The organism is Streptomyces sp. NPDC004435, from assembly GCF_042873895.1.
Taxonomy (GTDB): Bacteria; Actinomycetota; Actinomycetes; order Streptomycetales; family Streptomycetaceae; genus Streptomyces.
The window spans coordinates 102,744-128,029 of the sequence record NZ_JBIAMB010000018.1; the positions used below are offsets into that span (position 1 = coordinate 102,744).

18 protein-coding genes are annotated in these 25,286 nt (G+C 73.4%); 12 read left to right on the forward strand and 6 right to left on the reverse strand.

The genetic code is table 11. The annotated features are described in order from the left end of the window. The first annotated feature begins 2 nt into the window (after positions 1 to 2). The 7 genes from ACFYT9_RS28930 to ACFYT9_RS28960 all read left to right on the forward strand — a co-directional run bounded on the left by ACFYT9_RS28930 (position 3) and on the right by ACFYT9_RS28960 (position 8,693). On the forward strand, positions 3 to 1,229 hold the full coding sequence (locus tag ACFYT9_RS28930; protein ID WP_389168631.1) for a Gfo/Idh/MocA family protein: 1,227 nt from the start codon (positions 3 to 5) through the stop codon (positions 1,227 to 1,229). Next, a complete protein-coding gene (locus tag ACFYT9_RS28935) occupies positions 1,226 to 2,077 on the forward strand; it encodes a PmoA family protein (protein WP_389168632.1) in 852 nt (283 codons plus the stop codon). The genes ACFYT9_RS28930 and ACFYT9_RS28935 overlap by 4 nt, the downstream gene beginning before the upstream one ends. Next, positions 2,074 to 3,762 carry a family 43 glycosylhydrolase gene (locus ACFYT9_RS28940; RefSeq protein WP_389168634.1) on the forward strand — a complete coding sequence of 563 codons (1,689 nt, stop codon included), beginning with the start codon at positions 2,074 to 2,076 and terminating at the stop codon, positions 3,760 to 3,762. Before ACFYT9_RS28935 ends, ACFYT9_RS28940 begins: the two co-directional genes overlap by 4 nt. Positions 3,763 to 3,878: 116 nt before the next feature. Further along, a complete protein-coding gene (locus ACFYT9_RS28945) occupies positions 3,879 to 5,213 on the forward strand; it encodes an ABC transporter substrate-binding protein (RefSeq protein ID WP_389168636.1) in 1,335 nt (444 codons plus the stop codon). Next, a complete protein-coding gene (locus ACFYT9_RS28950; protein WP_389168638.1) occupies positions 5,210 to 6,118 on the forward strand; it encodes a rhamnogalacturonan acetylesterase in 909 nt (302 codons plus the stop codon). Before ACFYT9_RS28945 ends, ACFYT9_RS28950 begins: the two co-directional genes overlap by 4 nt. A gap of 12 nt (positions 6,119 to 6,130) precedes the next feature. After that, entirely contained in the window at positions 6,131 to 7,426 is a 1,296-nt protein-coding gene (locus tag ACFYT9_RS28955; protein WP_389168639.1) for a polysaccharide lyase family 1 protein, read from the forward strand. A 121-nt stretch (positions 7,427 to 7,547) separates the two neighbouring features. Then, positions 7,548 to 8,693, forward strand: a complete 1,146-nt coding sequence (locus tag ACFYT9_RS28960; RefSeq protein WP_389168641.1) for a pectinesterase family protein — start codon at positions 7,548 to 7,550, stop codon at positions 8,691 to 8,693. Positions 8,694 to 8,771: 78 nt separating this feature from the next. On the opposite strand, the gene ACFYT9_RS28965 is transcribed toward ACFYT9_RS28960, so the two are convergent. The 3 genes from ACFYT9_RS28965 to ACFYT9_RS28975 are packed head-to-tail and all read right to left on the reverse strand — an operon-like array spanning position 8,772 to position 11,153. Then, a complete protein-coding gene (locus ACFYT9_RS28965; RefSeq protein ID WP_389168643.1) occupies positions 8,772 to 9,506 on the reverse strand; it encodes a hypothetical protein in 735 nt (244 codons plus the stop codon). Beyond that, complete coding sequence (locus ACFYT9_RS28970; protein ID WP_389168645.1) at positions 9,506 to 10,123, reverse strand: SigE family RNA polymerase sigma factor; 618 nt, start codon at positions 10,121 to 10,123, stop codon at positions 9,506 to 9,508. The genes ACFYT9_RS28965 and ACFYT9_RS28970 overlap by 1 nt, the downstream gene beginning before the upstream one ends. Then, positions 10,110 to 11,153, reverse strand: coding sequence for a LacI family DNA-binding transcriptional regulator (locus ACFYT9_RS28975; RefSeq protein ID WP_389168646.1), 1,044 nt, complete (start codon positions 11,151 to 11,153; stop codon positions 10,110 to 10,112). Before ACFYT9_RS28975 ends, ACFYT9_RS28970 begins: the two co-directional genes overlap by 14 nt. Before the next feature lie 156 nt (positions 11,154 to 11,309). Between ACFYT9_RS28975 and ACFYT9_RS28980 the strand changes: the two genes are divergently transcribed. Beyond that, positions 11,310 to 14,300 (forward strand): glycoside hydrolase family 2 TIM barrel-domain containing protein, encoded by a 2,991-nt coding sequence (locus ACFYT9_RS28980; RefSeq protein WP_389168648.1) that lies wholly within the window; start codon positions 11,310 to 11,312, stop codon positions 14,298 to 14,300. Positions 14,301 to 14,306: 6 nt separating this feature from the next. On the opposite strand, the gene ACFYT9_RS28985 is transcribed toward ACFYT9_RS28980, so the two are convergent. After that, positions 14,307 to 15,014 carry a response regulator gene (locus tag ACFYT9_RS28985; protein ID WP_389168649.1) on the reverse strand — a complete coding sequence of 236 codons (708 nt, stop codon included), beginning with the start codon at positions 15,012 to 15,014 and terminating at the stop codon, positions 14,307 to 14,309. Further along, complete coding sequence (locus tag ACFYT9_RS28990; RefSeq protein WP_389168651.1) at positions 15,011 to 16,306, reverse strand: sensor histidine kinase; 1,296 nt, start codon at positions 16,304 to 16,306, stop codon at positions 15,011 to 15,013. Before ACFYT9_RS28990 ends, ACFYT9_RS28985 begins: the two co-directional genes overlap by 4 nt. A 133-nt stretch (positions 16,307 to 16,439) precedes the next feature. Here ACFYT9_RS28990 and ACFYT9_RS28995 point away from each other — a divergent pair, with 133 nt between their 5' ends. Then, positions 16,440 to 17,438: an ATP-binding cassette domain-containing protein gene (locus tag ACFYT9_RS28995; protein WP_389168653.1), complete on the forward strand. Its 999-nt coding sequence runs from the start codon at positions 16,440 to 16,442 to the stop codon at positions 17,436 to 17,438. Continuing rightward, on the forward strand, positions 17,435 to 18,298 hold the full coding sequence (locus ACFYT9_RS29000) for an ABC transporter permease (RefSeq protein ID WP_389168655.1): 864 nt from the start codon (positions 17,435 to 17,437) through the stop codon (positions 18,296 to 18,298). Before ACFYT9_RS28995 ends, ACFYT9_RS29000 begins: the two co-directional genes overlap by 4 nt. A gap of 130 nt (positions 18,299 to 18,428) precedes the next feature. Here the strand turns inward: ACFYT9_RS29000 and ACFYT9_RS29005 are convergent, their stop codons facing one another. Continuing rightward, positions 18,429 to 21,344, reverse strand: coding sequence for a glycoside hydrolase family 48 protein (locus tag ACFYT9_RS29005; protein ID WP_389168656.1), 2,916 nt, complete (start codon positions 21,342 to 21,344; stop codon positions 18,429 to 18,431). 292 nt (positions 21,345 to 21,636) lie between these two features. Between ACFYT9_RS29005 and ACFYT9_RS29010 the strand changes: the two genes are divergently transcribed. Both ACFYT9_RS29010 and ACFYT9_RS29015 read left to right on the forward strand, forming a co-directional pair. After that, the gene (locus ACFYT9_RS29010; protein WP_389168658.1) at positions 21,637 to 23,211 is read left to right on the forward strand and encodes a cellulase family glycosylhydrolase; all 1,575 of its coding nucleotides are present in this window, start codon (positions 21,637 to 21,639) and stop codon (positions 23,209 to 23,211) included. 65 nt (positions 23,212 to 23,276) lie between these two features. Further along, positions 23,277 to 25,031: a glycoside hydrolase family 6 protein gene (locus ACFYT9_RS29015; RefSeq protein WP_389168660.1), complete on the forward strand. Its 1,755-nt coding sequence runs from the start codon at positions 23,277 to 23,279 to the stop codon at positions 25,029 to 25,031. Positions 25,032 to 25,286 lie beyond the last annotated feature (255 nt).

A 25,286-nucleotide genomic window follows, 5' to 3' on the forward strand; every position in this document is an offset into this window, starting at 1 on the left:
CGATGCCCGCCTCCGCACCCCCGCCCACGCCCCGGCCCGCTTCCGCGCCCACGCTCACGCCCACGCCCCGGCCGGCCTCCGCGCCCCTGCCCGTCGTGCTCGCCGGCGCCCGCGGCCACGGCCGCAGCCACCTCCTCAACATCCACCGCCTGGAACGCCTCGGCCTCGTCCGCCTCGCCGGCGTCTGCGAGCTCCGCCCGCTCGACGCCGACGAGCTCGACGGCCTCGGCGCACCCGCCCAGTCCGACGACTTCGAGGCGCTGCTCGCCGCGACCGGCGCGAAGCTGGCCGTGCTCAGCACCCCCATCCAGACCCACACCGACATGGCGCTCGCCGCCGCCCGGCACGGCGCCGACATCCTCCTGGAGAAGCCCCCGGCTCCCTCCTACGCGGAGTTCCGCCGGATGGCCGACGGGGTCGCGGCGGCCGGCGCCGCCTGCCAGATCGGCTTCCAGTCGCTCGGCTCGCACGCGATCCCCGCCGTCCGCGAGCTCATCGACCAGGGCGCGATCGGCGAGGTCAGGGGCGTCGGCGCGGCCGGCGCCTGGGTCCGCGACGCGGCGTACTTCCGGCGCGCGCCCTGGGCCGGCCGGCGCCGGCTCGACGGCCGCGACGTCGTCGACGGAGCCCTGACCAACCCGCTGGCCCATGCCGTCGCCACCGCCCTCGCCCTCGCCGGGGCCACCCGCGCCGAGGACGTGGCCGGCGTCGAGACCGAGCTCTTCCACGCCCACGCCATCGAGTCCGACGACACCTCAGCCGTCCGCGTCACCACCGCCGCCGGCCTCCCGGTCACCGTGGCGGCGACCCTCTGCGCCGAGAAGACCGGCGAGCCGTACGTCGTCGTGCACGGCACCCGCGGCCGGATCACCTTCTGGTACCGCGAGGACCGCGTCCTGCTCCAGCGCGCCGGACACGGCCCGGAGGAGCTCGTCCACGGACGCACCGACCTCCTGGAGAACCTGGTCGCGCACGTCACCGACGGCACCCCGCTGCTCGTGCCGCCGGCCGGGACCGGCGCGTTCATGCGGGTCGTCGAGGCGGTCCGCACCGCCCCCGACCCGCTGCCGCTGCCCGCCGCACACTGGCGCGCCGAGCCCGGCGCGAGCTCCGGACGACGGGTCGTGGCGGGCGTGGAGGCACTGGTCGACGCGAGTGCCGAACAACTGAAGCTGTACTCCGAGCTCGGCGCCCCCTGGGCGGCCCCGGTCCCGGCGGAGGCCCGATGAACGGCACCGCCGGCACCACCACCGCCCTGCGGGTCGCGGGCCGCGCGGTCGCCCACTGCGTCACCCGCCCCGCACTGGCCCCCGGCCACTCCCCCCGCCCCTACCTGCACCCGGTGACGACGCCCGCCGGGCGGACCGTCACCGAGGTGCTGCCCGAGGACCACGTGCACCACCTGGGCGTCTCCGTCGCCGTCCCGGACGTCGACGGACGGAACTTCTGGGGCGGGCGCACCTTCGTCCGGGGCCGCGGCCCCGTGGAGCTGGACAACCACGGCGCGCAGCGGCACGACGGCTTCAAACTGTGCGACCCCGACGGCTTCGTCGAGGAACTGAGCTGGACCGCCGGCGGCGAGCGGCTGCTCGCCGAGCACCGCACGGTCGCCGCCCTCCCCCTCACCGACACCGCGTGGGCGCTCGACCTGACCCTCTCCGTCGCCAACGTCTCCGGCCGCGACCTGTCCCTCGGCAGCCCGGCCACCAACGGACGCCCCGGCGCCGCCTACGGCGGCTTCTTCTGGCGGGCCCCCAAGGAGGCCGCCGCGCCCGAGGTGTTCGGCCCCGCCGCGGACGGCGAGGAGGCCGTCCACGGCGCCCGCGCCGACTGGGTCGCGATGGCCGGCGACGGCTGGACGCTGGTCTTCGCCGGTGCGACCGGGACCACCCGGCGCGATCCGTGGTTCGTCCGCGCCGCCGAGTACCCGGGCGTCGGCTCCTCCCTCGCGTCCGAGGAGCGGCTCGCGGTCCCGGCCGGCGGGACCTTCGTCCGGCGCGTGGTCACCGTCGTCGCCGACGGCCGGCTCGACCGGGACGAGGCCGCGGCCCTGGTACGCAAGGCGGTGGCGTCGTGACGGGCCGGGGCGCGCGGGGGTCCGTGGTGCCCGAGGTCACCGGCGACCTGGGGAACGGCACGTACCGCAACCCCGTCCTGGCGGCCGACTGGTCCGACCCGGACGTGGTCCGGGTCGGCGAGGACTTCTACCTCACCGCCTCCAGCTTCGGCCGCGCCCCCGGCCTGCCGCTGCTGCACTCCCGCGACCTCGTCAACTGGACGCTCGTCGGGCACGCGCTGCGACGGCTCGTCCCCGAGGAGGCGTTCACCGCGCCCCGGCACGACCGCGGGGTGTGGGCGCCGTCCTTCCGCCACCACGACGGCCGGTTCTGGATCTTCTGGGGCGACCCCGACCACGGCGTCTTCCAGGTCAACTCCCCCGCCGTCGAAGGACCGTGGACCCTCCCGCACCTGGTGAAGGAGGGGCTGGGCCTGATCGACGCGTGCCCGCTGTGGGACCCGGAGACCGGCGAGGCGTACCTCGTGCACGGCTGGGCCAAGTCCCGCGCCGGCTTCAACAACCGGCTCACCGGCCACCGCATGAGCCCGGACGGCACCGAGGTCCTCGACGAGGGCCGGACCCTGGTCGACGCCGACCTGATCCCCGGCTGGTCCACCCTGGAGGGGCCCAAGCTGTACCGGCACGACGGCCGGTTCTGGATCCTCGCCCCGGCCGGCGGTGTCGCCACCGGCTGGCAGGGCGCCTTCCGCGCGGACTCCTTCTTCGGCCCGTACGAGGAGCGGATCGTCCTCTCCCAGGGCGACACCGACGTCAACGGCCCCCACCAGGGCGGCTGGGTGCGCACAAGCGCGGGGGAGGACTGGTTCCTGCACTTCCAGCAGACCGGCGCGCACGGCCGGCTCGTCCACCTCCAGCCGATGCGCTGGGACGGGGACGGGGACGGGGGCGGCTGGCCGGTGCTGGGCGACGAGGGCTCCCCCGTACGCGTGCACCGCAAGCCGGCCCTGCCGGAGGCCCCGCCCGCCCGGCCCGCCGTGGACGACGACTTCCCCGGCGGCGCGTTCGGCCCGCAGTGGTCGTGGACCGCGAACCCCGGCGCGGGGTGGACGACCCCGCACGAGGGGCACGGGCTGCGGCTGCGCTGCGTCCGCACGGACCGGGCCGGGGACCTGCGGTCGGTGCCGCACGTGCTGACCCAGCGGCTGCCCGCCGGCGCCCGGACCGTCGAGGTCCGGCTCCGGCTGGAGTCCGAGGCGCCCGGGGCGCGCGCCGGACTGGTCGTCCTCGGCGACGCGTACGCCTGGATCGGCCTGGAACGCGCCACCGACGGCGGGGTGCTGCTCGCCCACCGCTTCGCGCCCGGCAACGCCGACCGCGAGCGGGACGCGGCCCCGGCCCGCCCGCTTCCCGCCGCCGCCGAGGTGCTGCTGCGGATCGAGGTCACGGCCGACGCCCGCTGCCGCTTCTCCTACGACGCCGGCGAAGGACCCGTCCGGCTCGGCCCCGAGTTCGCGGCCACCCCTTGGCGGTGGGTGGGCGCCCTGCTGGGGCTGTTCGCCGCCGCGCCCAGGGCGGACGGGGTGGGCGGGGCGGGCGGGACTCCGTCCGGGGCGGGCTCGGACGGCACTCCGTCGGAGGCGGGCTCGGGCGGGACTCCTTCAGGGGCGGGGGTCTTCACGGACTTCCGCTGCCGCGCCGCCGCGGCGACCGCCGTCGACCCCAGGGCCACCGCCGACCGCTGAACCCCGGCGGCCCCCCGTACTCCCCCACACCTCACAGGCACACCCGTCTCCACCCCCATCTCCACCCCCATCTCCATCCCCATCCCCCGCACCACCCCGAGAGAAGAGAGCCGACGATGACCATCTTCCCCGGCCGGCGCAGAGCCGCCCTCGCCCTCGCCCTCTCCGGCGCCCTCGTGCTGACCGTCACCGCCTGCGGTGACGGCGGCAGCGGCGCCGGCAGCGAGGGAACCGAAGGATCGGGCAAGGGCAAGATCACCTTCTGGGACAACAACGGCGGTGTCCGCACCGACGTGTGGAAGGAGATCATCGCCGACTTCGAGAAGGCGAACCCGGACATCGACGTCGAGTACGTCGGCGTCGCCTCCAAGGAGGTGCAGTCCAAGTACGACACCGCCATCCAGGGCGGCGCGCTGCCGGACGTGGGCGGCGTCGGCGCGGCGATGCTCGCCGGGATCGCCGCGCAGGGCGCTCTGGAGCCGCTGGACGCGCGGATCGAGAAGAGCACCCTGTTCGGCAAGCTGAACAAGGGCATGGTCGACTCCGTCCGGGCGGCCGGCGGCCAGGACAAGCTCTTCACGGTGCCGACCTCCGCCAGCAACGGCGTCCTCTACTACCGCACCGACCTCTTCAAGGCGGCCGGCCTCGAAGAGCCGTCCAGCTGGTCGAAGTTCTACGCGGCGGCCGACAAGCTCACCGCGAAGGACAAGAACCGCTTCGGCTACACCATCCGCGGCGGCGCGGGCTCCATCGCCCAGGCCCTCGACTCCATGTACGGCCAGAGCGGCATCCAGACCTTCTGGGAGGGCGACAAGACCACCGTCAACGACCCGAAGAACGTCGCCGCGCTGGAGAAGTACGCGGCCCTCTTCAAGAAGAACACCCCGGCGGCCGACGTCAACAACGACTTCACCAAGATGGTCGCCCAGTGGGACAGCGGCGAGATCGGCATGCTGAACCACAACCTCGGCTCGTACCAGGACCACGTGAAGGCCCTGGGCACCGAGAAGTTCCGCGGCATACCGAACCCGACCCTGGACGACGGCACCCGTGTGATGGTCTCCAACCCGGTCGACGGCCTCGGCCTCTTCTCCTCCAGCAAGAACAAGGCCGCCGCCTGGAAGTTCATCGAGTTCGCCGCGGGCCACGAGTCCAACTCCAAGTGGAACAAGTCCGCCGGCGCCATCCCCGCCCACGTCGAGGCGGCCCAGGACCCGTGGCTCCAGGAGGCCGAGCCCACCAAGCTCGCCGCCGAGGTCCTCTTCAGCGGCAAGGCCACCATCGTCCAGCTGCCGTACTACCTCCCCGACTGGAACACCATCTCCAAGGCCGACAACGAGGCCAACTTCCAGAAGGTCCTCCTCGGTTCGATGACGGCCAAGGCCTTCGCCGACGACCTCGCCGAACAGCTCGACGAGGCCCAGGCCGAGTGGAAGTCCCAGCAGAAGTGACGGTCGGCCGTCGTGAGGCGGTCGTGGCCGGGGCGGGCCTGGCGCTCGCCCTGGCCGCCGGGCCGGCCGCCGCCCGTGCCGGAGGCCCTGGCGGGTCCTCCTCCCGGCGCCCCCGGACGCTCTTTCTCGCCGGGGACTCCACCGCCGCGCAGAAGTACGCCGACGCGGCGCCCGAGACCGGATGGGGGATGGCCCTGCCGTTCTTCCTCCACCGGGGGATCGCGGTCGCCAACCACGCCGTCAACGGCCGCTCCACCAAGAGCTTCCTCGACGAGGGGCGGCTCGACGCCGTCACGGCAGCCCTCTGCCCCGGGGACGTCCTGCTCGTCCAGTTCGGCCACAACGACGCCAAGAGCACCGACCCCACCCGCTACACCGACCCCTGGGGCTCCTACCAGGACAACCTCCGGGTGTTCGTGGAGGCGGCCCGGTCCAGGGGCGCCCGCCCCGTGATCGCGACCTCCGTGGAGCGGCGCCGCTTCGACGCCGCCGGCACCGCCCAGCGCTCGCTCGGCGACTACCCGGCCGCCGCCCGTGCGGTCGCCGCCGCCGCCGGCGTACCGCTGCTCGACATCGAGGCGCTGTCGCTGGCCCTGTGGCAGCGGCTCGGGCCCGAGGCGACGAAGACGTACTTCAACTGGACCGCCACCGAGCAGGACAACACCCACTTCAACCCGCCCGGGGCGATCGAGGTGGCCCGGCTCGTCGCCCGCGAACTGCTCCGCACCCGGGTCCTCGCCCCGCGCGAGACCCGCGGGCTCGACGCCCAGATCCCCGCCGAGTGGATCACCTGGCCCCCAGCGGATCCTTCCGCCGCCCCTGTCGCAGCCCCTCCCGCAGTTCCTTCCCCTGCCCCTCCCGTTGCTCCTTCCCCTACCCCTCCCCCCGCCCCTTCCGCATCCTGAGGAGAACCGCGCGTGAACAGAAGCACGAAGCTGGGAGCGGTGGCCGCCGCCGCCCTCGTCCTCACCGTCACCGCGCCCGCCGCCGGCGCCCACTCCGGCCACCGCCCGGCCGCCGACCCGGCCCGCGCCACCCTCCCCGCCGGCGACGGCTGGGCCTCCGACGGCACCGGCACCACCGGCGGCGCCGCCGCCGACCCCTCCCGCGTCTTCACCGTCACCACCTGGGCCGAGCTGCGGGCCGCCCTCTCGGCCCCCGGCACCGAGCCCCGCATCGTCAAGGTCGCCGGCATCCTCAACGCCACCGAGGCCGGCTGCGCCGCCTTCGAGGCCCCCGGCTACGACTTCGACCGGTACCTCGCCGACTACGACCCGGCGGTCTGGGGGTACGAGAACGAGGTCAGCGGCCCGCAGGAGGAGCTGCGCGCCGCCTCCGCCGCCGCACAGGGCGAGGCCATCAAGGTGAAGGTGCCCGCCAACACCACCCTCGTCGGCGTCGGCAGGAACGCGACGATCCTCGGCGGCAGCCTCCAGGTCCAGGGCGTCGACAACGTGGTGATCCGCAACCTCACCCTGGAGAGCCCGCTCGACTGCTTCCCGCAGTGGGACCCGACGGACGGCGCCACCGGCGCCTGGAACTCGGAGTACGACAGCCTGGTCGTCTACGGCTCCACCCACGTGTGGATCGACCACAACACCTTCACCGACGGCGCCCACCCGGACAGTTCGCTGCCGTCGTACTACGGCGAGGTCTACCAGCAGCACGACGGCGAGCTGGACGTGGTGCGCGGCGCCGACCTCGTCACCGTCTCGTGGAACGTCTTCACCGACCACGACAAGACGCTGATGATCGGCAACAGCGACAGCGCGGGCGCCACCGACCGCGGCAAGCTGCGCGTCACCCTCCACCACAACCTCTTCGACGACGTGGTGGAGCGCGCGCCACGGGTCCGCTTCGGCCAGGTCGACGCGTACAACAACCACTTCAAGGTGCCGGACACGAACTACGTGTACAGCCTGGGCATCGGCCAGGAGTCCCAGCTGTACGCGGAGAAGAACGCCTTCTCGCTCTCCTCCGAGGTGCCCGCCGGGCAGATCCTCAAGAAGTGGAAGGACGCGCCCGTCACGACGAAGGGCAACTACGTCAACGGGCGCCCCGTCGACCTGCTGGACGTGCACAACGAGCAGTTCCCGGCGGAGGCGCTGCGCGGCGACGCGGGCTGGACGCCCGTGCTGCGCACCCGCGTCGACCACCCGTGGGCGGTGCCCCTCCTCGTCGGTCTCGGCGCCGGAGCGGGCCGCCTGCGCTGACCCTCCCCCCTGCCCCGGGCCGGGGCGGAGCGCGGCAACCCCCGTCCCGTCGCGCCCGCCCCGGCCCGGTCTCCTTTCTTTCTCCCTCTTTCCTTCCACGCTTCGGCGAAGGAGCGTCCGCATGCCCTCGCACCACCTCCCCCTCGGTACGTCCCCGGGCCGCCGGGCCTTCCTCACCGGCGCGGGCGCGGCCCTCGCCGCCCTCGCCCTGCCGGCGGCGCCGGCCGTCGCGGCGGGGCGCCCGTCGCGGCCCTTCGGGCGGTACGGTTCGCCGGCCTCCCGGCTCACGAGCCGGACGCTCTACGTCCACCCGGGCGGCCTCGGCGACCACACCTCCGTCCAGGCGGCGGTGGACGCGGCGGACGGGCCCGGCTGGACGCTGGTGCTCGCGCCGGGCACGTACCGGGAGACGGTCGCGGTGAGCCCGGCCCGGACCGGGATGACGTGGGTCGGGGCGAGCGGCGACGCCGAGGACGTCGTGGTCGTGTACGACAACGCGGCGGGCACCCCGAAGCCGGACGGCTCCGGCACGTACGGCACCACAGGCTCCGCCACGGTCACCCTCCAGGGGGCGGACTTCACCGCCCACGCGGTCACCTTCGCCAACGACTTCCTCCGCACGGACCTGCCGGGCAACCCGGGCACGCAGGCGGTGGCGGTGAAGGCGCAGGGCGACCGCTCGGCCTTCTTCCACTGCCGCTTCCTGGGCCACCAGGACACCCTCTACGCGGATTCGATGTCCCTGACGGCCTTCGCCCGCCAGTACTTCGCGCACTGCTACGTGGAGGGGGACGTGGACTTCGTCTTCGGGCGGGCCACGGCGGTCTTCGAGCGCTGCCACTTCCGGACGCTGCTCCGCACGGACCTGGCGGGGGCTCCGTACGGCTTCGTCTTCGCCCCGTCGACGGCCCGTGCCAACCCGTACGGCTTCCTGGCCTCCCGCTGCCGGGTCACGAGCGAGGCCCCGGACGGCTTCTACAAGCTCGCCCGCCCGTGGGTGCCGGGCTCGGACCCGACGGCCTGGCCGTCGCTGGTGGTCCGGGAGAGCGTGCTCGGCGCGGGAATCGACGCGGTGGCGCCGTACGCGAACATGCGGGACGTGTACCCGTGGCAGGAGCAGCGCTTCGCGGAGTACCGCAACACGGGCCGGGGAGCGGCGGTCACGGTCCCGGAGAACCGTCCGCAGCTGACCGCGGCGCAGGCGGCGACGGCGACCCGGGCCGCCTACCTCGGCGACTGGCGCCCGGCGGCCGAGGTGTGCCGCTGAGCGGTTCCCCTGTCGGCGGTCTCCCCTGCTGTCGGCGGGATGGTGCGTCGACAGCTGGTCCGGACGGGCCGACGGCTGTCAGCCGAAGGCGCCCCGGAGGGTCGTCCGGCCGCCGTCACGGCCGGTCAGGACGACCGTGTACGTGTCGCCCGAGGCGTCCCGGGTGCCCTCGGCATGGTTGTACTGGGCGGCGAAGGTGTGCGGGCCCGCCGGGACCGTGCGGCCCCGCTTCAGCGTCCAGCGGTAGACCAGGGCGCCGGACTCCTCCGCGACCGTCACCTCGAAGTCCTCCGCCGACCGGGTCTGCCAGTGGCCGGTGGTGACGACGCCGCCGTTGAGGGCGACCCTCACCTCGACGCTGACCCCGGTGACCTCGGCCTCGGTGGTGACGGCCAGGTCGCTCTGGGCCCACCACTGGTTGCTGCCGGGGTCGATGGTGCCGGCCGCGCGGGCCGCCGGGCCGGGCGCCGCGACCCCCGCCGAGGGCGCGGGCCGGTCCTGGAGGGCGGTCACCGCGAGACCGCCGAGGCCGAGGACACCGACGACCGTCGCGGCGACAGCCGCCGTCGCCGTCCAGCTGGGCCGGCCGCCCCAGCGGGTGCGAAGGGGCGGCTGCGGCTGGGCGCCCGAGGGCTCGCGTCCGCGGAGCGGCTTGCGGGCGCGGAAGGGTGCGCGGTCGCGGAAGGGTGCGCGGTCGCGGTCGGCCGGTGGGGTGGTGATGCCCTGCTCGACGCGGGCCAGCATCCGGGCCCGGTCCGGCCGGTGCGCGAGGGCCGCCTCGCGCAGTTCGCCGCGCAGCCGTTCCTCGTCCATCAGCGCCTCCCCGCGGCGAGTTCGGTGGCGGCCCGTTCACCGAGCAGCTTCTGGAGTTCGGCCATGCCCTTGGCCGTCTGGCTCTTGACCGTGCCGACCGAGACGCCCAGGGCCAGGGCGGTGTCCCGCTCGGAGAGGTCGAAGGCGTGGCGCAGCACGACGCAGGCGCGCTTGCGGAACGGCAGGGCGCGCAGTGCGGTCCGGACGTCGATGACGGCGGGCACGTCCGGGTCCTCGGTGTGCTCGGGGCGCCGGTCCCAGAAGGCGGCGATCCTGCGGCGTTCGCGGACGGTGCCGCGGATGCGGGTGCGGACGAGGTTGGCGACGACGCCCCGGGCGTATGCGGCGGGGTGGTCGGCGGCGCGGACCCGGTCCCAGCGGTGCCAGAGGGCGAGCATGGCGTCGGCGGCGAGGTCGTCGGCGGCGTCGGTCTCGCCGGTGAGGAGGTGCGCGAGGCGGGCGAGTTCGGCGTAGTGACGATCGAAGAACTCCCGGAACTCGGCGGCCCCGTCCTGGTCTTGGCCCCTCTCGCTGGCCTGGCCCGTGTCCCGGTTCCGGTCCTGGCCCGTGTCCCGGTCCTGGTCGGCGCCGTCCCGGCCTGTGTCAGTCCCTGCCACGGTCGTGCCCGGGTGCGGTGGGTGCGGTGGGTGCCGGACCGGTGGCGGCGCGGGCGGTGAGGCGGGGGGCGAGGAGTTCGGTGCCGCGAGGGGGTGCGCCACGCAGCCGGGAGACGAGTCGCTCGACGGCGATCCGTCCCATGTCCTGCGCGGGCACGGCGACGGCGGTGAGCGGTACGGAGGCGTGGACGGCGACCTGATCGGGGCAGAGCGCCGCGACGGAGACGTCCTCGGGGACGGCCCGGCCCTGGTGGCGCAGAACGGCGAGGAGGGGCTCGACGGCGGCCTCGTTCTGCACGACGAGGGCGGTGGTGCCCGGACGTTCCTCGAAGATCCGGGCGACGGCTGCCGCGACGGCCGCGTAGGTGCCGTCGACAGGCCGGTGCAGTACGTCGAGGCCGTGCTCCGCGGCGGCGGCCCGGATGCCGGAGAGGGTGCGTTCGGCGTAGCCCGTGCCCCGGGCGTAGACGGCGGGGGGCTCGCCGAGGACGGCGAGGCCGCGGTGGCCGAGTCCGGCGAGGTGGTCGACGCAGCGGGCGCCGGCGGCGGCGAAGTCGAGGTCCACGCAGTCGAGGCCGGCGGTGTCGGCGGGCAGGCCGATGAGGACGGAGGGCCGTTCGGCCTCGCGGAGGAGGGGAAGGCGCGGGTCGTCGAGTTCGACGTCCATCACGATCATGCCGTCGGCGATGGCACTTCCCTCGACGCGGCGCACGGCCTCCGGACCCTCCTCGCCGGTGAGGAGCAGCACGTCGTAGCCGTGGGCGCGGGCGGTGGTGGTGACGGCCATGGCGATCTCCGTCATCACCGGCACGTAGAGCCCGGTGCGCAGCGGCATCATCAGGGCCAGGATGCTGGTCCGGCTGCTTGCGAGGGCGCGGGCGCCTGCGTGCGGGCGGTAGCCGAGCTCGTCGATGGAGTGCTGGATGCGCTCGCGGGTGGCGGCGGAGATGGAACGCTTGCCGCTCAGGACATAGCTGACGGTGCTGGAGGACACACCTGCGTGACGGGCGACGTCGGCGAGGGTGACCACGTGCGCGCTCCTGGCTGGTCCGGTGGGGGGATCGGGGTGCCCGTCGACGACAGGGACCCCCGACCCTAAGCGGCCGCTCGACGGACTGTCCAGGCGGGGCGCGAAGAGTCCAAGGTCCGGGGCTCGGCGCGGGGTTGTGCGGGAGCGTGCGGCGCGATGGGATGGAACGCGTCGCGCAAGCGCTTGCCGGCGGGTGTCCACGCCCCGCGTCCCTCCCCTCACTCCCTCTCCCTTCCCTTGTCTTCTCGCCTCCGACGGGAGCACCCCGTGACCGATCTGCCCTGGTACACCTCCTTCGCCCCCGAGCGGGGCACGCTGCCGGCGCGCGCCTGGACGGCGGAGTCGGACGCCGCGCGGCTACCGCTCGGCGGCGACTGGGCGTTCCGCCTCTCCCCCGCCGCCGACGCGGCGGACACCTCGTTCACCGAGCCCGGGTTCGACGCCGGTGCGTGGGGGACCGTGGCCGTGCCGGGGCACTGGGTGCTCCAAGGCAAGGACGCGGAGTTCGGCCGACCCGCTTACACCAACGTGGCCTACCCCTTCCCGGTCGATCCGCCGCACGTCCCCGACGAGAACCCGACCGGGGACCACCTGCGCCGGTTCGACCTGCCGGACGGCTGGCCGGCTGAGGGCGGGGCGGTGCTCCGCTTCGACGGGGTCGAGTCCTGCGCGCGGGTGTGGCTGAACGGCACGGAGCTGGGCTGGTTCAAGGGGTCCCGGCTCGCGCACGAGTTCGCGGTCGGTGAGCTGCTGCGGGAGCGGGACAACGTGCTCGCGGTCCGGGTCCACCAGTGGTCCTCGGGCTCGTACCTGGAGGACCAGGACCAGTGGTGGCTGCCCGGCATCTTCCGGGACGTGACGCTGCTGCACCGCCCGGAGGGCGCGCCGGGCGACTTCTTCGTGCACGCCTCGTACGACCATGTGGCCGGGTCCGGGGAGCTGCGGGTCGACTGCGACGTGCCGGGCAGGGTCCGGGTGCCGGAGCTGGGGCTCGACCTGGCGACCGGGGAGTCGGTGACGGTGCCTGTGGAGCCGTGGAGCGCGGAGGTGCCCCGGCTGTACGAAGGCGAGCTGACGGCCGGCGGGGAGCGGATCGGACTGCGGATCGGCTTCCGTTCGGTGTACGTGGAGGACGGCGTCCTCAAGGCCAACGGGCGGCGGATCCTCTTCCGGGGCGTCAACCGGCACGAGTTCCACCCGGAGACGGGGCGGACCCTGGACCGGGAGACGATGCGCGCCGACGTGGAGTTGATGAAGCGTCACAACATCAACGCGGTGCGGACCTCGCACTACCCGCCGCACCCGGCCTTCCTCGACCTGTGCGACTCCTACGGCCTGTGGGTGATCGACGAGGGCGACCTGGAGACCCACGGCTTCGAGGAACTGGGCTGGCGAGGCAATCCCGTGGACGACGAGCGGTGGACTCCGGCGCTGCTCGACCGGGCGGCCCGGCTGGTCGAGCGGGACAAGAACCACCCGTCGGTGGTGCTCTGGTCGCTGGGGAACGAGTGCGGCACGGGCGCCGGTCTCGGCGCGATGGCCCGCTGGATCCGTGACCGGGACCCTTCGCGGCCCGTGCACTACGAGGGGGACCGCTCCTGCCCGGACGTGGACGTGTACTCCCGCATGTACCCGCCGCACGCGGAGGTGGCGGAGATCGGCCGACGGGAGGACGGCGGCCCGGAGCACCGCGGTGAACTCCCCTTCCTCCTCTGCGAGTACGCGCACGCGATGGGCAACGGCCCCGGCGGACTGAGCGAGTACCAGCGCCTCTTCGAGACGTACGAACGCTGCCAGGGCGGCTTCGTGTGGGAGTGGATCGACCACGGTCTGGTCCATCCGGTGCACGGGTACGGCTACGGCGGCGACTTCGGCGAGGAGCTGCACGACGGGAACTTCGTCTGTGACGGTCTGCTGTTCCCGGACCGCACGCCGTCGCCGGGCCTGGTCGAGTACAAGAAGGTGATCGAGCCGGTGCGGATCGCACCGGGCGCGCGTCCGGGCAGCGCCCTGGTCGCCAACCTGCACGATGTGGCGGACCTGTCGGGGCTCGCCTTCCGGTGGGAGTTCCTGGCGGACGGCCGGATGGTGGGCGAGGGGCAGCTGGACGTGCCGCCGGTGCCGGCCGGGGAGCGGGTGGAGGTCGCCCTGCCGGAGCCTCCCCCGCATCCGGCGGGCGCGGAGACGGTGTGGACCGTACGGGCGGTGCTCGCGGCCTCCACGGTGTGGGCGCCCGCGGGTCACGAGGTCGCCTGGGGTCAGCTGCCGGTTTCCCCGGCCCGTCCCCCGGCGTCCCTGGGCGCCGGTGTCCGGGCGGTGGTGGAGGGCGACCGGATCGTCCTGGGCCCGGTGGTGCTGGACGCCCGCACAGGCACTCCGCTCTGCGTGGGCGGGCTCGCGGTGGCGGGCTTCGGCCTGGATGTGTGGCGGGCTCCCACGGACAACGACGAGGGGGCTTCCTGGCAGCCGGACACTCGCCACGGCCCGCTCTGGCGGACGCTGGGTCTGCACCGGATGCGTCACCGCACGGTCGCGGTGGAGCCGGACACCGAGGGGCTGACCGTGCGGACCCGGGTGGCGCCCGCGGCCCGCGACTTCGGTCTCGCCGTCACCTACCGCTGGACCTCCGACGGCACCGCGGCCCGGCTCGCCGTGAGCGTCGTCCCGGAGGGCCTGTGGCCGGCGCCGCTCCCCCGCCTCGGGGTACGACTCGGCCTTCCGGCGGCGCTCGACCGGGTCGAGTGGTACGGCGGCGGCCCCGGCGAGGCGTACCCGGACACCCGCGCCGCCGCGCGCCTGGGGCTCTGGGAGTCCACGGTGGCCGCCCTCCAGACCCCCTACGTCCGCCCGCAGGAGAACGGCGCGCGTGTCGACACCCGGCGACTGGAACTCACCGGCGGGGACACGGACCTGCGCATCGAGGGTGAGTCCGCCTTCTGGTTCACCGCCCGCCGCTGGACCCACGCGGAGCTGGACGCCGCCGGCCACCGGCCGGATCTGAAGCCCGGCGACACCTTGTGGCTGAACCTGGATCACGCCCTGCACGGCATCGGCTCCCACTCCTGCGGCCCCGGCGTCCTCCCGGAGCACCGCCTGGAGGCGTCCCCGGCGTCCTTCGCCCTGGTCCTCACCCCGACGGGCCGCTGACGTCCGTCACGCATAGGGGCTCACCAGCCCGAACTCGTAGGCCAGGATCACCAGATGGATCCGGTCCCGGGCATCGAGCCGGGTGAACAGCCTGGCCACGTGCGCCTTGGCCGTGGCCGGGCTGATGAAGAGCTCGCGCGCGATCTCCCCGTTGGAGAGCCCGCGCCCCACCAGGGTGAGGACCTCCCGCTCCCGGTCGGTGACGGCCTCCGGGAGCGGGCGGGACGCGGGCGGGCTCCCCGAGGGACCGGCGGTGGCTCCCGTGGACGGCGCGGGGTCGGGCTGCCGGGCGAAGGCCGCGATCAGGCGGCTCGTCACCGCCGGGGCGATCAGCGCGTCCCCGCCCGCGACCACCCGCACGGCGCCAAGGATGTCATCGAGGTCCATGTCCTTGACGAGGAAGCCGCTGGCGCCGGCGCGCAGCGCTCCGTAGACGTTCTCGTCGTCGTCGAAGGTGGTGAGGACCAGCACCCTGGCTCCGCTGGGGCCTTCGGTGATGCGCCGGGTGGCCTCGATGCCGTCCATGCCCGGCATCCGAACGTCCATCAGCACCACGTCCGGCAGGGTTCGTTCGGCCAGCTCGACGGCCGTGGCTCCGTCGGCCGCCTCACCGACCACGTCGAGTCCGGAGGTCTCGGCGGCGAGGAGCCGCAGGCCCGCCCGGATGAGGGGCTGGTCGTCGACGAGCAGGAGCCGGACGGGTTCGGTGCTCATCGGTCCTCCTTCGGCCGTGGCAGGAGCGCCTCCTGCGGGAGCGGCAGGCGCGCCGCCACCCGGAAGCCGCCGCCCGGGCGGGGCCCTGCCGTGAACTGGCCGCGCAGCAGCGCGGTCCGCTCGCGCATCCCGGTGATGCCGTACCCGGATCCGTCAGCACCGCGGCGTCCGGCGTCGCGTCCTCCGGCACCTTGTCCTCCTGCGCCGTCTCCCCGGGCACTGTCCCCGAGGGTGGCGGCGTCCCTGTCGCCTCCTCCACCGCTCCGGGCGGGGATGCGGGGTCCTTCGTCGGTGATCTCGACGCTGACGGCGTCGTCGCCCAGGTCGACGACGACCCGGCAGGCATCGGCGCCCGCGTGCCGCACCACGTTGGTGACTCCTTCCTGCACGATCCGGTACGCGGCGAGTTCCACGTCCGGCGGGAGCGTCCGGGGTGTCCCGAGCCGCTCCAGGTCGATCCGGACGCCCGCGTCGGCGGTGGCCGTCACCAGCCTGTCGAGGTCGGCGAGGCCGGGCGCGGGTTCACGCGGGGCGTTCTCGGGGTCGTCCGCCCGCAGCGCCACGAGCATCCGGCGCAGGCCGGCGAGCGTGTCCTTCCCGGTGCTCTCTATGGCCGTGAGGGTGCGGACGGCCTCCTCGGGGCGCGTGCCGGCGACTCTGCGGCCCACTCCCGCCTGGATGGTGATGGCGCCGATGTTGTGGGCGACCATGTCGTGCAGTTCCCGGGCGATGCGCAGCCGTTCGGCGGTGACCGCCTCGGCGGTCACCCGGTCCCGCAGCTCGGCACGGTGCTGGTTCCGTACGCGCCGCAGGTGACCGTAGGTCCAGGCCAGGGCGAGCGTCAGCACGAGAAGGACGAGCGTGGACAGGAAGCTCGCGGCACCGGTCCGGCAGTGGGCGAGCGCCGCCGCCTGGGTGGCCAGCGCCGCGAGGACACAGACGAACGCGACGCGGGGTCGGCGGGTGGCGGCCACATGGACCACCGCGAGGTCGGTGAGGACGGCCTGGATCTGGCCGAACTCCCAGCCTGCCTCCGTGCCCGGCGCGTACAACGCGGCGATCCGGGAGGCCGCCGACACCGTCCCCGTGTACGACGCCACCAGCAGCACCGCGAACCCGATCGCCGGTCTGCGCAGGAACAGCGGCCCCACGAGCGCGGCGAGCAGCGTCGGGACCACGAGCCGGACCCCGGTGGGTTCGGCGGTGTGGAGCATGACGACGTTCAGGACGACGGGGTAGGCGAGCGCCGCGGACCAGGTCAGGGCGCTGGTCACGGCCGGGTGGACGGTCATGCGGCGATCTTAGGAACGCTCGGGCCGGCCGCGCATCGGCTCGCGGGCTTACGCCCGCGGGCGATAGGGCGGGGAGGCGGACTCGCCCGTGGGCCGATGTCACGGCGGAGGCCGGGGCGGCACGGTGGACAGCGTGATCGAAGCGAACGAACTCACGAAACGATATGGGCGCGTCACCGCGGTCGACCGCCTGTCCTTCACCGTCCGGCCGGGCCGTGTCACCGGTTTCCTCGGGCCCAACGGAGCGGGCAAGTCCACCACTCTGCGCATGGTTCTGGGACTGGCGACGCCGAGCTCCGGCGGGGTCGTGGTCGACGGAACCCCGTTCCGCCACCTGCCTCGCGGGCTGCGGCACGTCGGCGCCCTCCTCGACGCGCACGAGGTGCACGGGGGCCGTACCGCCCGTGCCCATCTCTCCGCGCTGGCCCGGGGCAACGGCCTCTCGGCCCGCAGGGTCGACGAGGTGCTCGGAGCCGTCGGCCTCTCGTCTGCGGCCGGCCGGCGGATCGGCGGCTTCTCCCTGGGCATGAAGCAGCGCCTGGGGATCGCCACCGCGCTCCTCGGCGACCCTCCCGTACTCCTCTTCGACGAGCCGCTCAACGGCCTCGATCCCGAGGGAGTGCGGTGGGTGCGGGGCCTGTTCCGGACGCTGGCGGGCGAGGGCCGGGTGGTCCTGGTCTCCAGTCACCTCATGGGCGAGATGGAGCACACCGCCGACGACCTGATCGTGGTGGGCCGGGGCCGGCTGGTCGCCGCGGAGCCTCTCGCCGTCTTCGCGGGGCGGGGTGGCGGCACGAGTGTCGCGGTCCGCACCCCGGACCCTTCGGCCCTCGCCGACGCGCTGCGCGGTGAGCCCGGCGCCGCGCTCCGGGGCGAGGACGACGGCGGCTGGACGGTGACCGGTGCGACGGCGGAGCGGGTCGGCGACCTGGCGCACCGCCACGGCATACGGCTCCACGGACTGACGTCGCGGACGGCCTCCTTGGAAGAGGTGTTCCTGGACCTGACCGCCGACCGCGTCGAGTTCAGCGCCTCGGTGCCCGACGGGCCACGGAACCCCGGCCCCGAAGACCGCGCCGCACCCCCGCCCTCTCCCCTGCCCGAACCCGCCCGTGAGGAGTCCGTCCGATGACCGGCGCCGCCGCACCCACCCGTCACCTGACCCCGCCGGCGGAGCCGGCACGCTTCCGGCACCTGCTCCACTCGGAGTGGATCAAGTTGTGGTCGCTGCGCTCGACCCCCGGCGTGCTCGGAGTGGGCGGGCTCGTGGTGACGGGGATCTGTGTCAACGCGGCCCGGTCGAACGCGGATCGGCTGGACCGGGGGCCGCGCCCCGGTACGGATGTCGCATCCGAGCCCGCGCCGTTCGCGTTCGACGCCCTCGGGACCGCGTTCGTCGATCCCGCCTGGCAGTTGCTGATGGTCCTCGCCGCCTGCCTCGGCGCGATCGCGCTCTCCGGCGAGTACGCGACGGGGCTGGCACGGACCACCTTCGCCGCCGTACCGGACCGGCGGGCGGTCGTCGCCGCGAAGGCGGTGGTGGTGACGGGGGTGCTGCTCATCTTCGGTGCGTGTGTCGCTCTGGTGTCGTTCTCGGTGACTCAGGCGCTGCTGCGGGAGCACGGCGGCCTGTCTCTGTCGGATCCGGGCGCGTTGCGGGCCGTCGCCGCGTCCGCGCTGCTCGCACCGGTGTGCGGGCTCGCGGGCATGGCGGCGGGGGCCGTGGTCCGCCACGCGGCCGGGGCCGCCGTCACCGTGATCGGCCTGCTCCTGCTGCTGCCCGCGCTGTTCCAGGGGGACACCTACCGCTGGGTCCGGGAGGCAGGCCATCTGCTGCCCCTGGACGCCTGGGGGACGCTCATACGCAATCCGGAGCTGCCGGTGGTGGAGAAGTACCCGGCGACCGTGGCGGAGGCGTGGACCGTCCTCGGGTCCTGGGCGTTGGCGGGGATCGTGGTCGCGGTGGCGGCGGTCCGCCACCGCGACGTCTGAGCCACGCCCGCCGGTGACGGAGAGCCGCATGCGCGCAAGGGAACGAAGGGAACGCCCGAAGGCCGGGCGGGCCCCTCGCGGGGGCCGCCCGGCCTCGTCGTACGCGGAGCCCCTCGCGCGGGGCGGGCTGTTATTCGAGCAGCTCCGCGTACGAGCCCATGGCCAGGGCGATGTCCGCCTGGGCCCAGAACCGGTGGTAGGTGAAGACGGGGGCGGCGCCGCCCGCCAGGTAGGCCTCGATCTTCGGCCAGGCCGGGTCGTCCTGGTAGAAGGAGCGGATCGAGGCGAAGGTGGAGGTGCCGTCGACCTTGTCGCCGTTGGGCATCACGCCGGTCCAGCCGTTCGGCACGTACACCGGGTCGTCGAAGCGGTGGTAGTCGGCGCGGGTCTCCTGCACGGCGATGCCCAGCGGGTCACGGTGGTGGTCCCACATGCCGTCGAGGAGCGCTTTGGCCACGCGCTTGGCCTCCGTGTGGCCGGACTTGGCCGCGTAGTAGGTGAGGGTCTTGGCGTAGGCGGCGGCGACCCCGACGTCGTCGGTGTAGTCGGCGACGGTGACGTGCAGGCCGGCGTTGTCGCCGGGGTTCGCCGCGTTCCAGGTGTCGGGTGCGCCGGACCACTGGAGGGTGGACGGGATGCGGTAGGTGCCGTCGGGGTTGACGGTGGTCTTCGACAGCGCCCAGGAGACCCACTTGTCGAGGACGGTCTTGGCCTCGGCGTCGCCGGTCTGCTGGTAGTACTCCGCGACCCGCTCCATCGACCATGCCTGGAAGCCGAACCACTGGTTCGACGCGGGGTCGTGGTAGACGGGCTTCTCGTCGTAGTACATGCCGTGGAAGGTGGGGGTGCCGGCCGGCGGGGTGGCGTACCGGCCCTGCCAGCTGTTGGTGGCGCCGCCCGCGATGGCGCCCTCGCTCGACTGGAGCCAGCGGTAGAACTCCAGCTGCCGGTCGAGGCTGGTGGCCCAGTCCGTCCGTCCGGTGGCCGACTTGGGCTTGAGCGGGGCGTACGAGCTCAGCGCGTAAGCGGCGAGGGGGTTCTGGTAGCCGCCGTGGGCGTGGCTGGAGCCGATCCGCCAGGACCAGCCCGCCGAGGTGTCGGTGGCGCCGCCCCAGGCGTAGTACCAGGACATCAGGTAGTGGGCGCTGTCCTTGCCGGTGCCGGCGGGGCAGGCCGTCGGGCCGACGCAGTTGCCGACCTTCTTGAAGTACTTGTCGAACATGGCGTACCGCAGGTAGTCGCCCATCTTGGCGGCCTTGCCGATGGTGCCGGCGACCTGGTCGCCCTTGCCCTGCTGCTTGGCCCACAGGTCGGCCCAGTAGGCGGCCTGGACGGCGCGGGCGTCGGCGTCGGGGGCGTTGGTGAACTTCCACTGCTTGGCGTAGGAGGCGTCCCCGGTGAACAGGTCGAGGTAGCCGTTCCTGCCGCCGTAGGAGAAGTTGTCGCAGGTCGGGTGGGTCACGGTCTCCCAGACGGACTCCTGCGGGCCGCGCTGGAAGGTGTTGACGTAGGAGGGGCCGGTCGCCGTCGGTCCGGCGGAGCACTTGCCGGGCTCGTTGCCGAAGCCGTAGACGTTGTCGACGTCCTGGATCCAGTGCATGCCGTAGATGTCGTCGGTGCCGTAGGCGCTCCTCAGCTCGCCGGCGATCGGGTCGGAGCCCGAGGCGACGCCGCCGTCCAGCCTGGCCGGGTACTGGGAGGGGAGGTCCCACTCGGGGGCGTAGGTGGCCGGCTTGGAGGCGTTGTAGGTGCCGGTCGTGGGCGTGTCGGCGTGGGTGGGGATCATGTACTTCTCCATGATCGTCCACGCGCCGTTGAACTTGCTCCAGTCGCCGGTGATCTTGCCGTACATGGCTTCCAGCCAGATGAGGTAGCTGTACGCCTCCGAGGTCGTCTGGTGCCCGTGATCGGGGGCCTCGACGATCAGGGTCTCGACGGAGTGGTACGGGATGCCCTCGGGCGAGAAGTAGCCGTTGGCCGGGTCGGTGATCTTCCCGTACATGTCGAGGAAGCGGGCGTCGTAGGTCGAGTCCGCGGCCAGCTGGGTGACGGAGACCTCGGCCTTGGCGTGGCCGGGGGCGGTCGCGCCGAAGACCGCCACGCCGGTGCCGGTGGCGGCCGCGGTGACGGTCACCTTCCGTGCGGTGTTCCAGTTCGACGGGGTGAAGGTGAGCGTGGCCGGGCTCGCGGTCAGGTTCGTGTTGCCCGAGGTACGGGCGACGGTCACCGTGACGTCGGAGGCGGGGGCCTTGGAGAGCTTGAGGTCGAAGGTGCCGGTGGAGCCCTGGCGGACGCTCAGGGCGCCCGGGGTGACGACGAGCGCCGGCCCTGCGGCGACCGTGATGCCGACCGGGGCGGACTCGGCGGAGGCGCCCTGGCTGTCGTACGCCCTGGCGTAGAGCGAGTGGGCGCCGGTGGCGAGAGCGGTGGCGCTGTACGTGAAGGGGGCGGTGGTGTCGGTGCCGAGCAGGGTCGTGTCGCTGTAGAACTCGACCTTGTCGACGGTGGCGCCGTCGGCCGCGGCGGCGGTGGCGGCGAGCGGGACGGCGTCGCCCTGGCCGTAGACCGCGCCGGCGGCGGGGCTGGTGAGCACGGCGACCGGCGGCTGGTGGGCGCCGGTGCAAGGGGTGCCGTTGACGGCGAAGTTCGTCGGGGCGGCGTTGGTGCCGCTGTAGGTGAACTGGCCGCCGGTGGTGACGGCCGCGCCGGGGGCGACGGTGCCGTTCCAGCCGGCGTCGGTCACCGTCACGTTCCCGCCCGACTGGGACCAGACGCCGCTCCAGCCATTGGTGAGCTTCTGGTCACCGGCGTAGGAGTAGGTGAGGGTCCAGCCGTTCAGGGCGGCGGAGCCCCGGTTGGTCAGGGTGAGTTCGGCGGTGAAGCCCGAACCCCAGTCGTTCGTCTTGTAGTCGACGCCGCACCGCACGGCCGCGGCCTGCGCGGTGCCGGCTCCGGCGCCGGCGGCCAGCAGGCCGAGAGGGAGGGCGAGCGCCGCGGTGAGGGCGGTGAGGTGCCTGCGTGGGCGGCGTGGTCTCAGGCGTGGCATACGGGTGGATCTCCTCGCGGCTCGGGAGGTCGGGGTGTGCGAAGAGCGGACCGTTCAGGGGGTGCTCGGGGGGTACGTGAACAAGCCGTGAACCAGTGGGAGCGCTCCCACTGTGCAAGCGTGACGCAACCACGTCAAGATGCGTGAAGAGTCGAAGGCAAACGGCGAGGAATTTCCTCAACTCCTCTTTTGCTTGGCTTCGGTTGACGCTACGGTCTGCCCCGACCAGTGGGAGCGATTCCATCCAGGCGGCACGCCGTAGGGGGCGTGCCCTCGCTGTGAGGACTCGCTCATGCGACATCCCCCACGTCTCACCGCGCTGCTCGCAGGAGCAGCGGTCACGATGGCGAGCACCGCGCTCACCGTCGTGGGTACGGCCTCAGGAGCCGCGGCCGCACCCGTCTGCACCGTGGAGTACTCGGTCACCAACCAGTGGACCGGAGGCTTCCAGGGTGCCGTCAGCGTCACCAACAACGGCACCGCGCTGAACGGCTGGAGCCTCGGCTTCTCCTTCCCCGCCGGCCAGCAGGTCAGCCAGGGCTGGGGCGGCAGGTGGACCCAGTCCGGCGCCGCCGTGACCGTCGTCAACGAGAGCTGGAACGCCCAGCTCGGGGTGGGCGCCACGGCGACGACGGGCTTCATCGCCTCGTGGACGGGGGCCAACACGGCCCCGACCGCGTTCACCCTCGGCGGCGTGCCCTGCGCCGTGGACGGGCCGACCGTCCCGCCCACCACTCCTCCGACCACCCCGCCCACGACTCCCCCGACCGATCCCCCGACCACGCCACCCACCACTCCCCCGACCACCCCTCCGACCACCCCGCCCACCTCTCCGCCGCCGACCCCGGTCACCGGCGCGCCCGAACTCACCGTCACCGGCAACAAGTTCACCGACCAGAACGGCGCGGTCCGCCGGCTCCTCGGCGTCAACCGCTCCGGCGGCGAGTTCATGTGCGTCCAGGGCCACGGCATCTGGGACGGTCCGGCCGACGACGCCTCCGTGAAGGCGATCGCCGACTGGAAGGCCGACACGGTCCGCATCCCCCTCAACGAGGAGTGCTGGCTCGGCCTGGACAACATCAAGCCCGAGTACCGGGGCGCCCACTACATCGGCGCCGTCAAGGACCTGGTGACCAAGGTCCTGGCCCACGGCATGACACCCGTGCTCGAACTGCACTGGACGTACGGCCAGTACACCGGCAACTCCTCGGGCTGCGGCGACGTGCACGCCTCCTGCCAGAAGCCGATGCCCAACGCCCGTTACACGCCGGCGTTCTGGACCTCGGTCGCGGACACCTTCAAGCACGACAAGCGCGTCGTCTTCGACCTCTTCAACGAGCCCTATCCGGACCGGGCGACCTCCACCGCGGCGCAGGCATGGACCTGCTGGCGCGACGGCGGCACCTGCCCCGGCATCGGGTACGAGGTCGCCGGCATGCAGGACCTGCTGGACGCGGTCCGCGCCACGGGAGCGAAGAACCTCGTCCTCGTGCCCGGGATCGCGTACTCCAACGACCTCAGCCAGTGGCTGACCCACCGCCCCACCGACCCGGCGCAGAATCTCGGCGCCGCCTGGCACGTCTACAACTTCAACACCTGCTCCACCGAGACGTGCTGGAACGACACCCTCGCCCCCGTCGCCGCGCAGGTCCCCCTGCTGGCCGGCGAGATCGGCGAGAACACCTGCGGACACGCGTTCATCGACCGCGTCATGAAGTGGTTCGACGACCGCGGGCTCTCGTACCTGGGCTGGACCTGGAACACCTGGAACTGCAACTCCGGTCCCGCGCTGATCAGTTCGTACGACGGCACACCCACCGCGTTCGGCATCGGACTGCGCGACCACCTGCGCGCCCTCAAGCCGTGACGTCCGCCCGTCAGGTCCGGCGAACCCCTCGCCGGGCGAACTACCCGAAAGGAATCCCCACCCCCATGAGCCGCACCAGCCGTACCGCCCTCCTGGCGGCGCTCGGCCTCGTGACCGCGACCGGAGCCACCGCCACGGTCTTCGGCACCGCCACCGCCGGCGCAGCCACCCCCGGCTGCAAGGTCGACTACAGCATCACCAACCAGTGGAACACCGGCTTCGGCGCCAACGTCGTCGTCACCAACACCGGAGACCCGGTGGCCTCCTGGACGCTGGAGTGGAGCTACGGCGGCAACCAGCAGGTCACCCAGGGCTGGAACGCCACCCTCACCCAGTCCGGCGCCGCCGTCACCGCCAAGAGCCTGTCCTACAACGGCATGCTCGGCACCGGCGGTTCGACCTCCTTCGGCTTCAACGGCTCCTACAGCGGCACCAACGCCGTGCCGGCCACCTTCAAGCTGAACGGCGTCACCTGCAACACCGCCACGCAGCCCACGGACCCGCCGACCACACCCCCGACCACGCCCCCCACCACCCCGCCCACGACGCCGCCGACCACCCCGCCGGGCCAGAAGGCCGACAACCCCTACGCCGGCGCCAAGGTGTACGTGAACCCGGAGTGGCGCGCCAAGGCCGCCGCGGAGCCCGGCGGCACCAAGATCTCCGACCAGCCCACGGGCGTCTGGCTGGACCGCACCGCGGCCATCGCCGGAGCGAACGGCGGCATGGGGCTGCGCGCCCACCTCGACGAGGCCCTGGTCCAGAAGGGCAGCGGCGAGCTGGTCGTCCAGCTGGTCATCTACAACCTGCCCGGCCGCGACTGCGCCGCGCTCGCCTCCAACGGCGAGCTGGGCCCGACGGAGATCGACAAGTACAAGACGCAGTACATCGACCCGATCGCGGCGATCCTGGCCGACCCCAAGTACGCGGGCCTGCGGATCGTCACGACGGTGGAGATCGACTCCCTGCCCAACCTCGTCACCAACGTGGCCGGGCGGCCGACCGAGACCGCCAACTGCAACGTGATGAAGGCGAACGGCAACTACATCAAGGGCGTCGGCTACGCGCTCAACAAGCTCGGCTCGATCGCCAACGTCTACAACTACGTCGACGCGGGCCACCACGGCTGGCTGGGCTGGGACTCCAACTTCGCCCCCTCCGCCGAGCTGTTCAAGCAGGCCGCGACCGCCGAGGGCTCGACCGTCGCCAACGTCCACGGCTTCATCGTGAACACGGCCAACTACAGCGCCCTGAAGGAGGACCACTTCAAGATCGGCGACAGCGTCAACGGCGCCTCCGTCCGCACCTCGAAGTGGGTGGACTGGAACCAGTACACCGACGAGCTGTCCTACGCCCAGGCCATGCGCGACAAGCTGGTCTCGCTCGGCTTCGACAGCAAGCTCGGCATGCTGATCGACACCTCCCGCAACGGCTGGGGCGGCACCCAGCGGCCCACCGGCCCCGGGGCGCTGACCAGCGTCGACACCTACGTCAACGGCGGCCGCTACGACCGGCGGATCCACCTCGGCAACTGGTGCAACCAGTCCGGCGCGGGCCTCGGCGAGCGTCCCCAGGCCGCCCCGGCCGCCGGCATCGACGCGTACGTCTGGATGAAGCCCCCGGGCGAGTCCGACGGCGCCTCGAAGGAGATCCCGAACGACGAGGGCAAGGGCTTCGACCGCATGTGCGACCCGACGTACACGGGTAACGCCCGCAACGGCAACAGCATGTCCGGCGCGCTCCCCGACGCCCCCATCTCGGGCCAGTGGTTCTCGGCCCAGTTCCAGGAGCTCCTGAAGAACGCGCACCCGGCGCTGTAGCGCGCCGAGGGGGTGCCGTCCCCGGCCCGGCGGGTCCGGGGACGGCACCCCAGCACACGTGACGAAGGCCGGACGGGCCCGGAGACCCCGTCCGGCCCGGTCGCGTTTCCCGCCGGACCGGACGGACGGCGGGTCGCGATTCCGGCCGCCCCGCCGGACACACGACCGGACGGACGGCGGGCCTCTCCTCCCGTCGCCCGCCCGATCGCCCCACCCGCCACCGGCCCCGTCGTCCGACCGACCGACCCCATCACC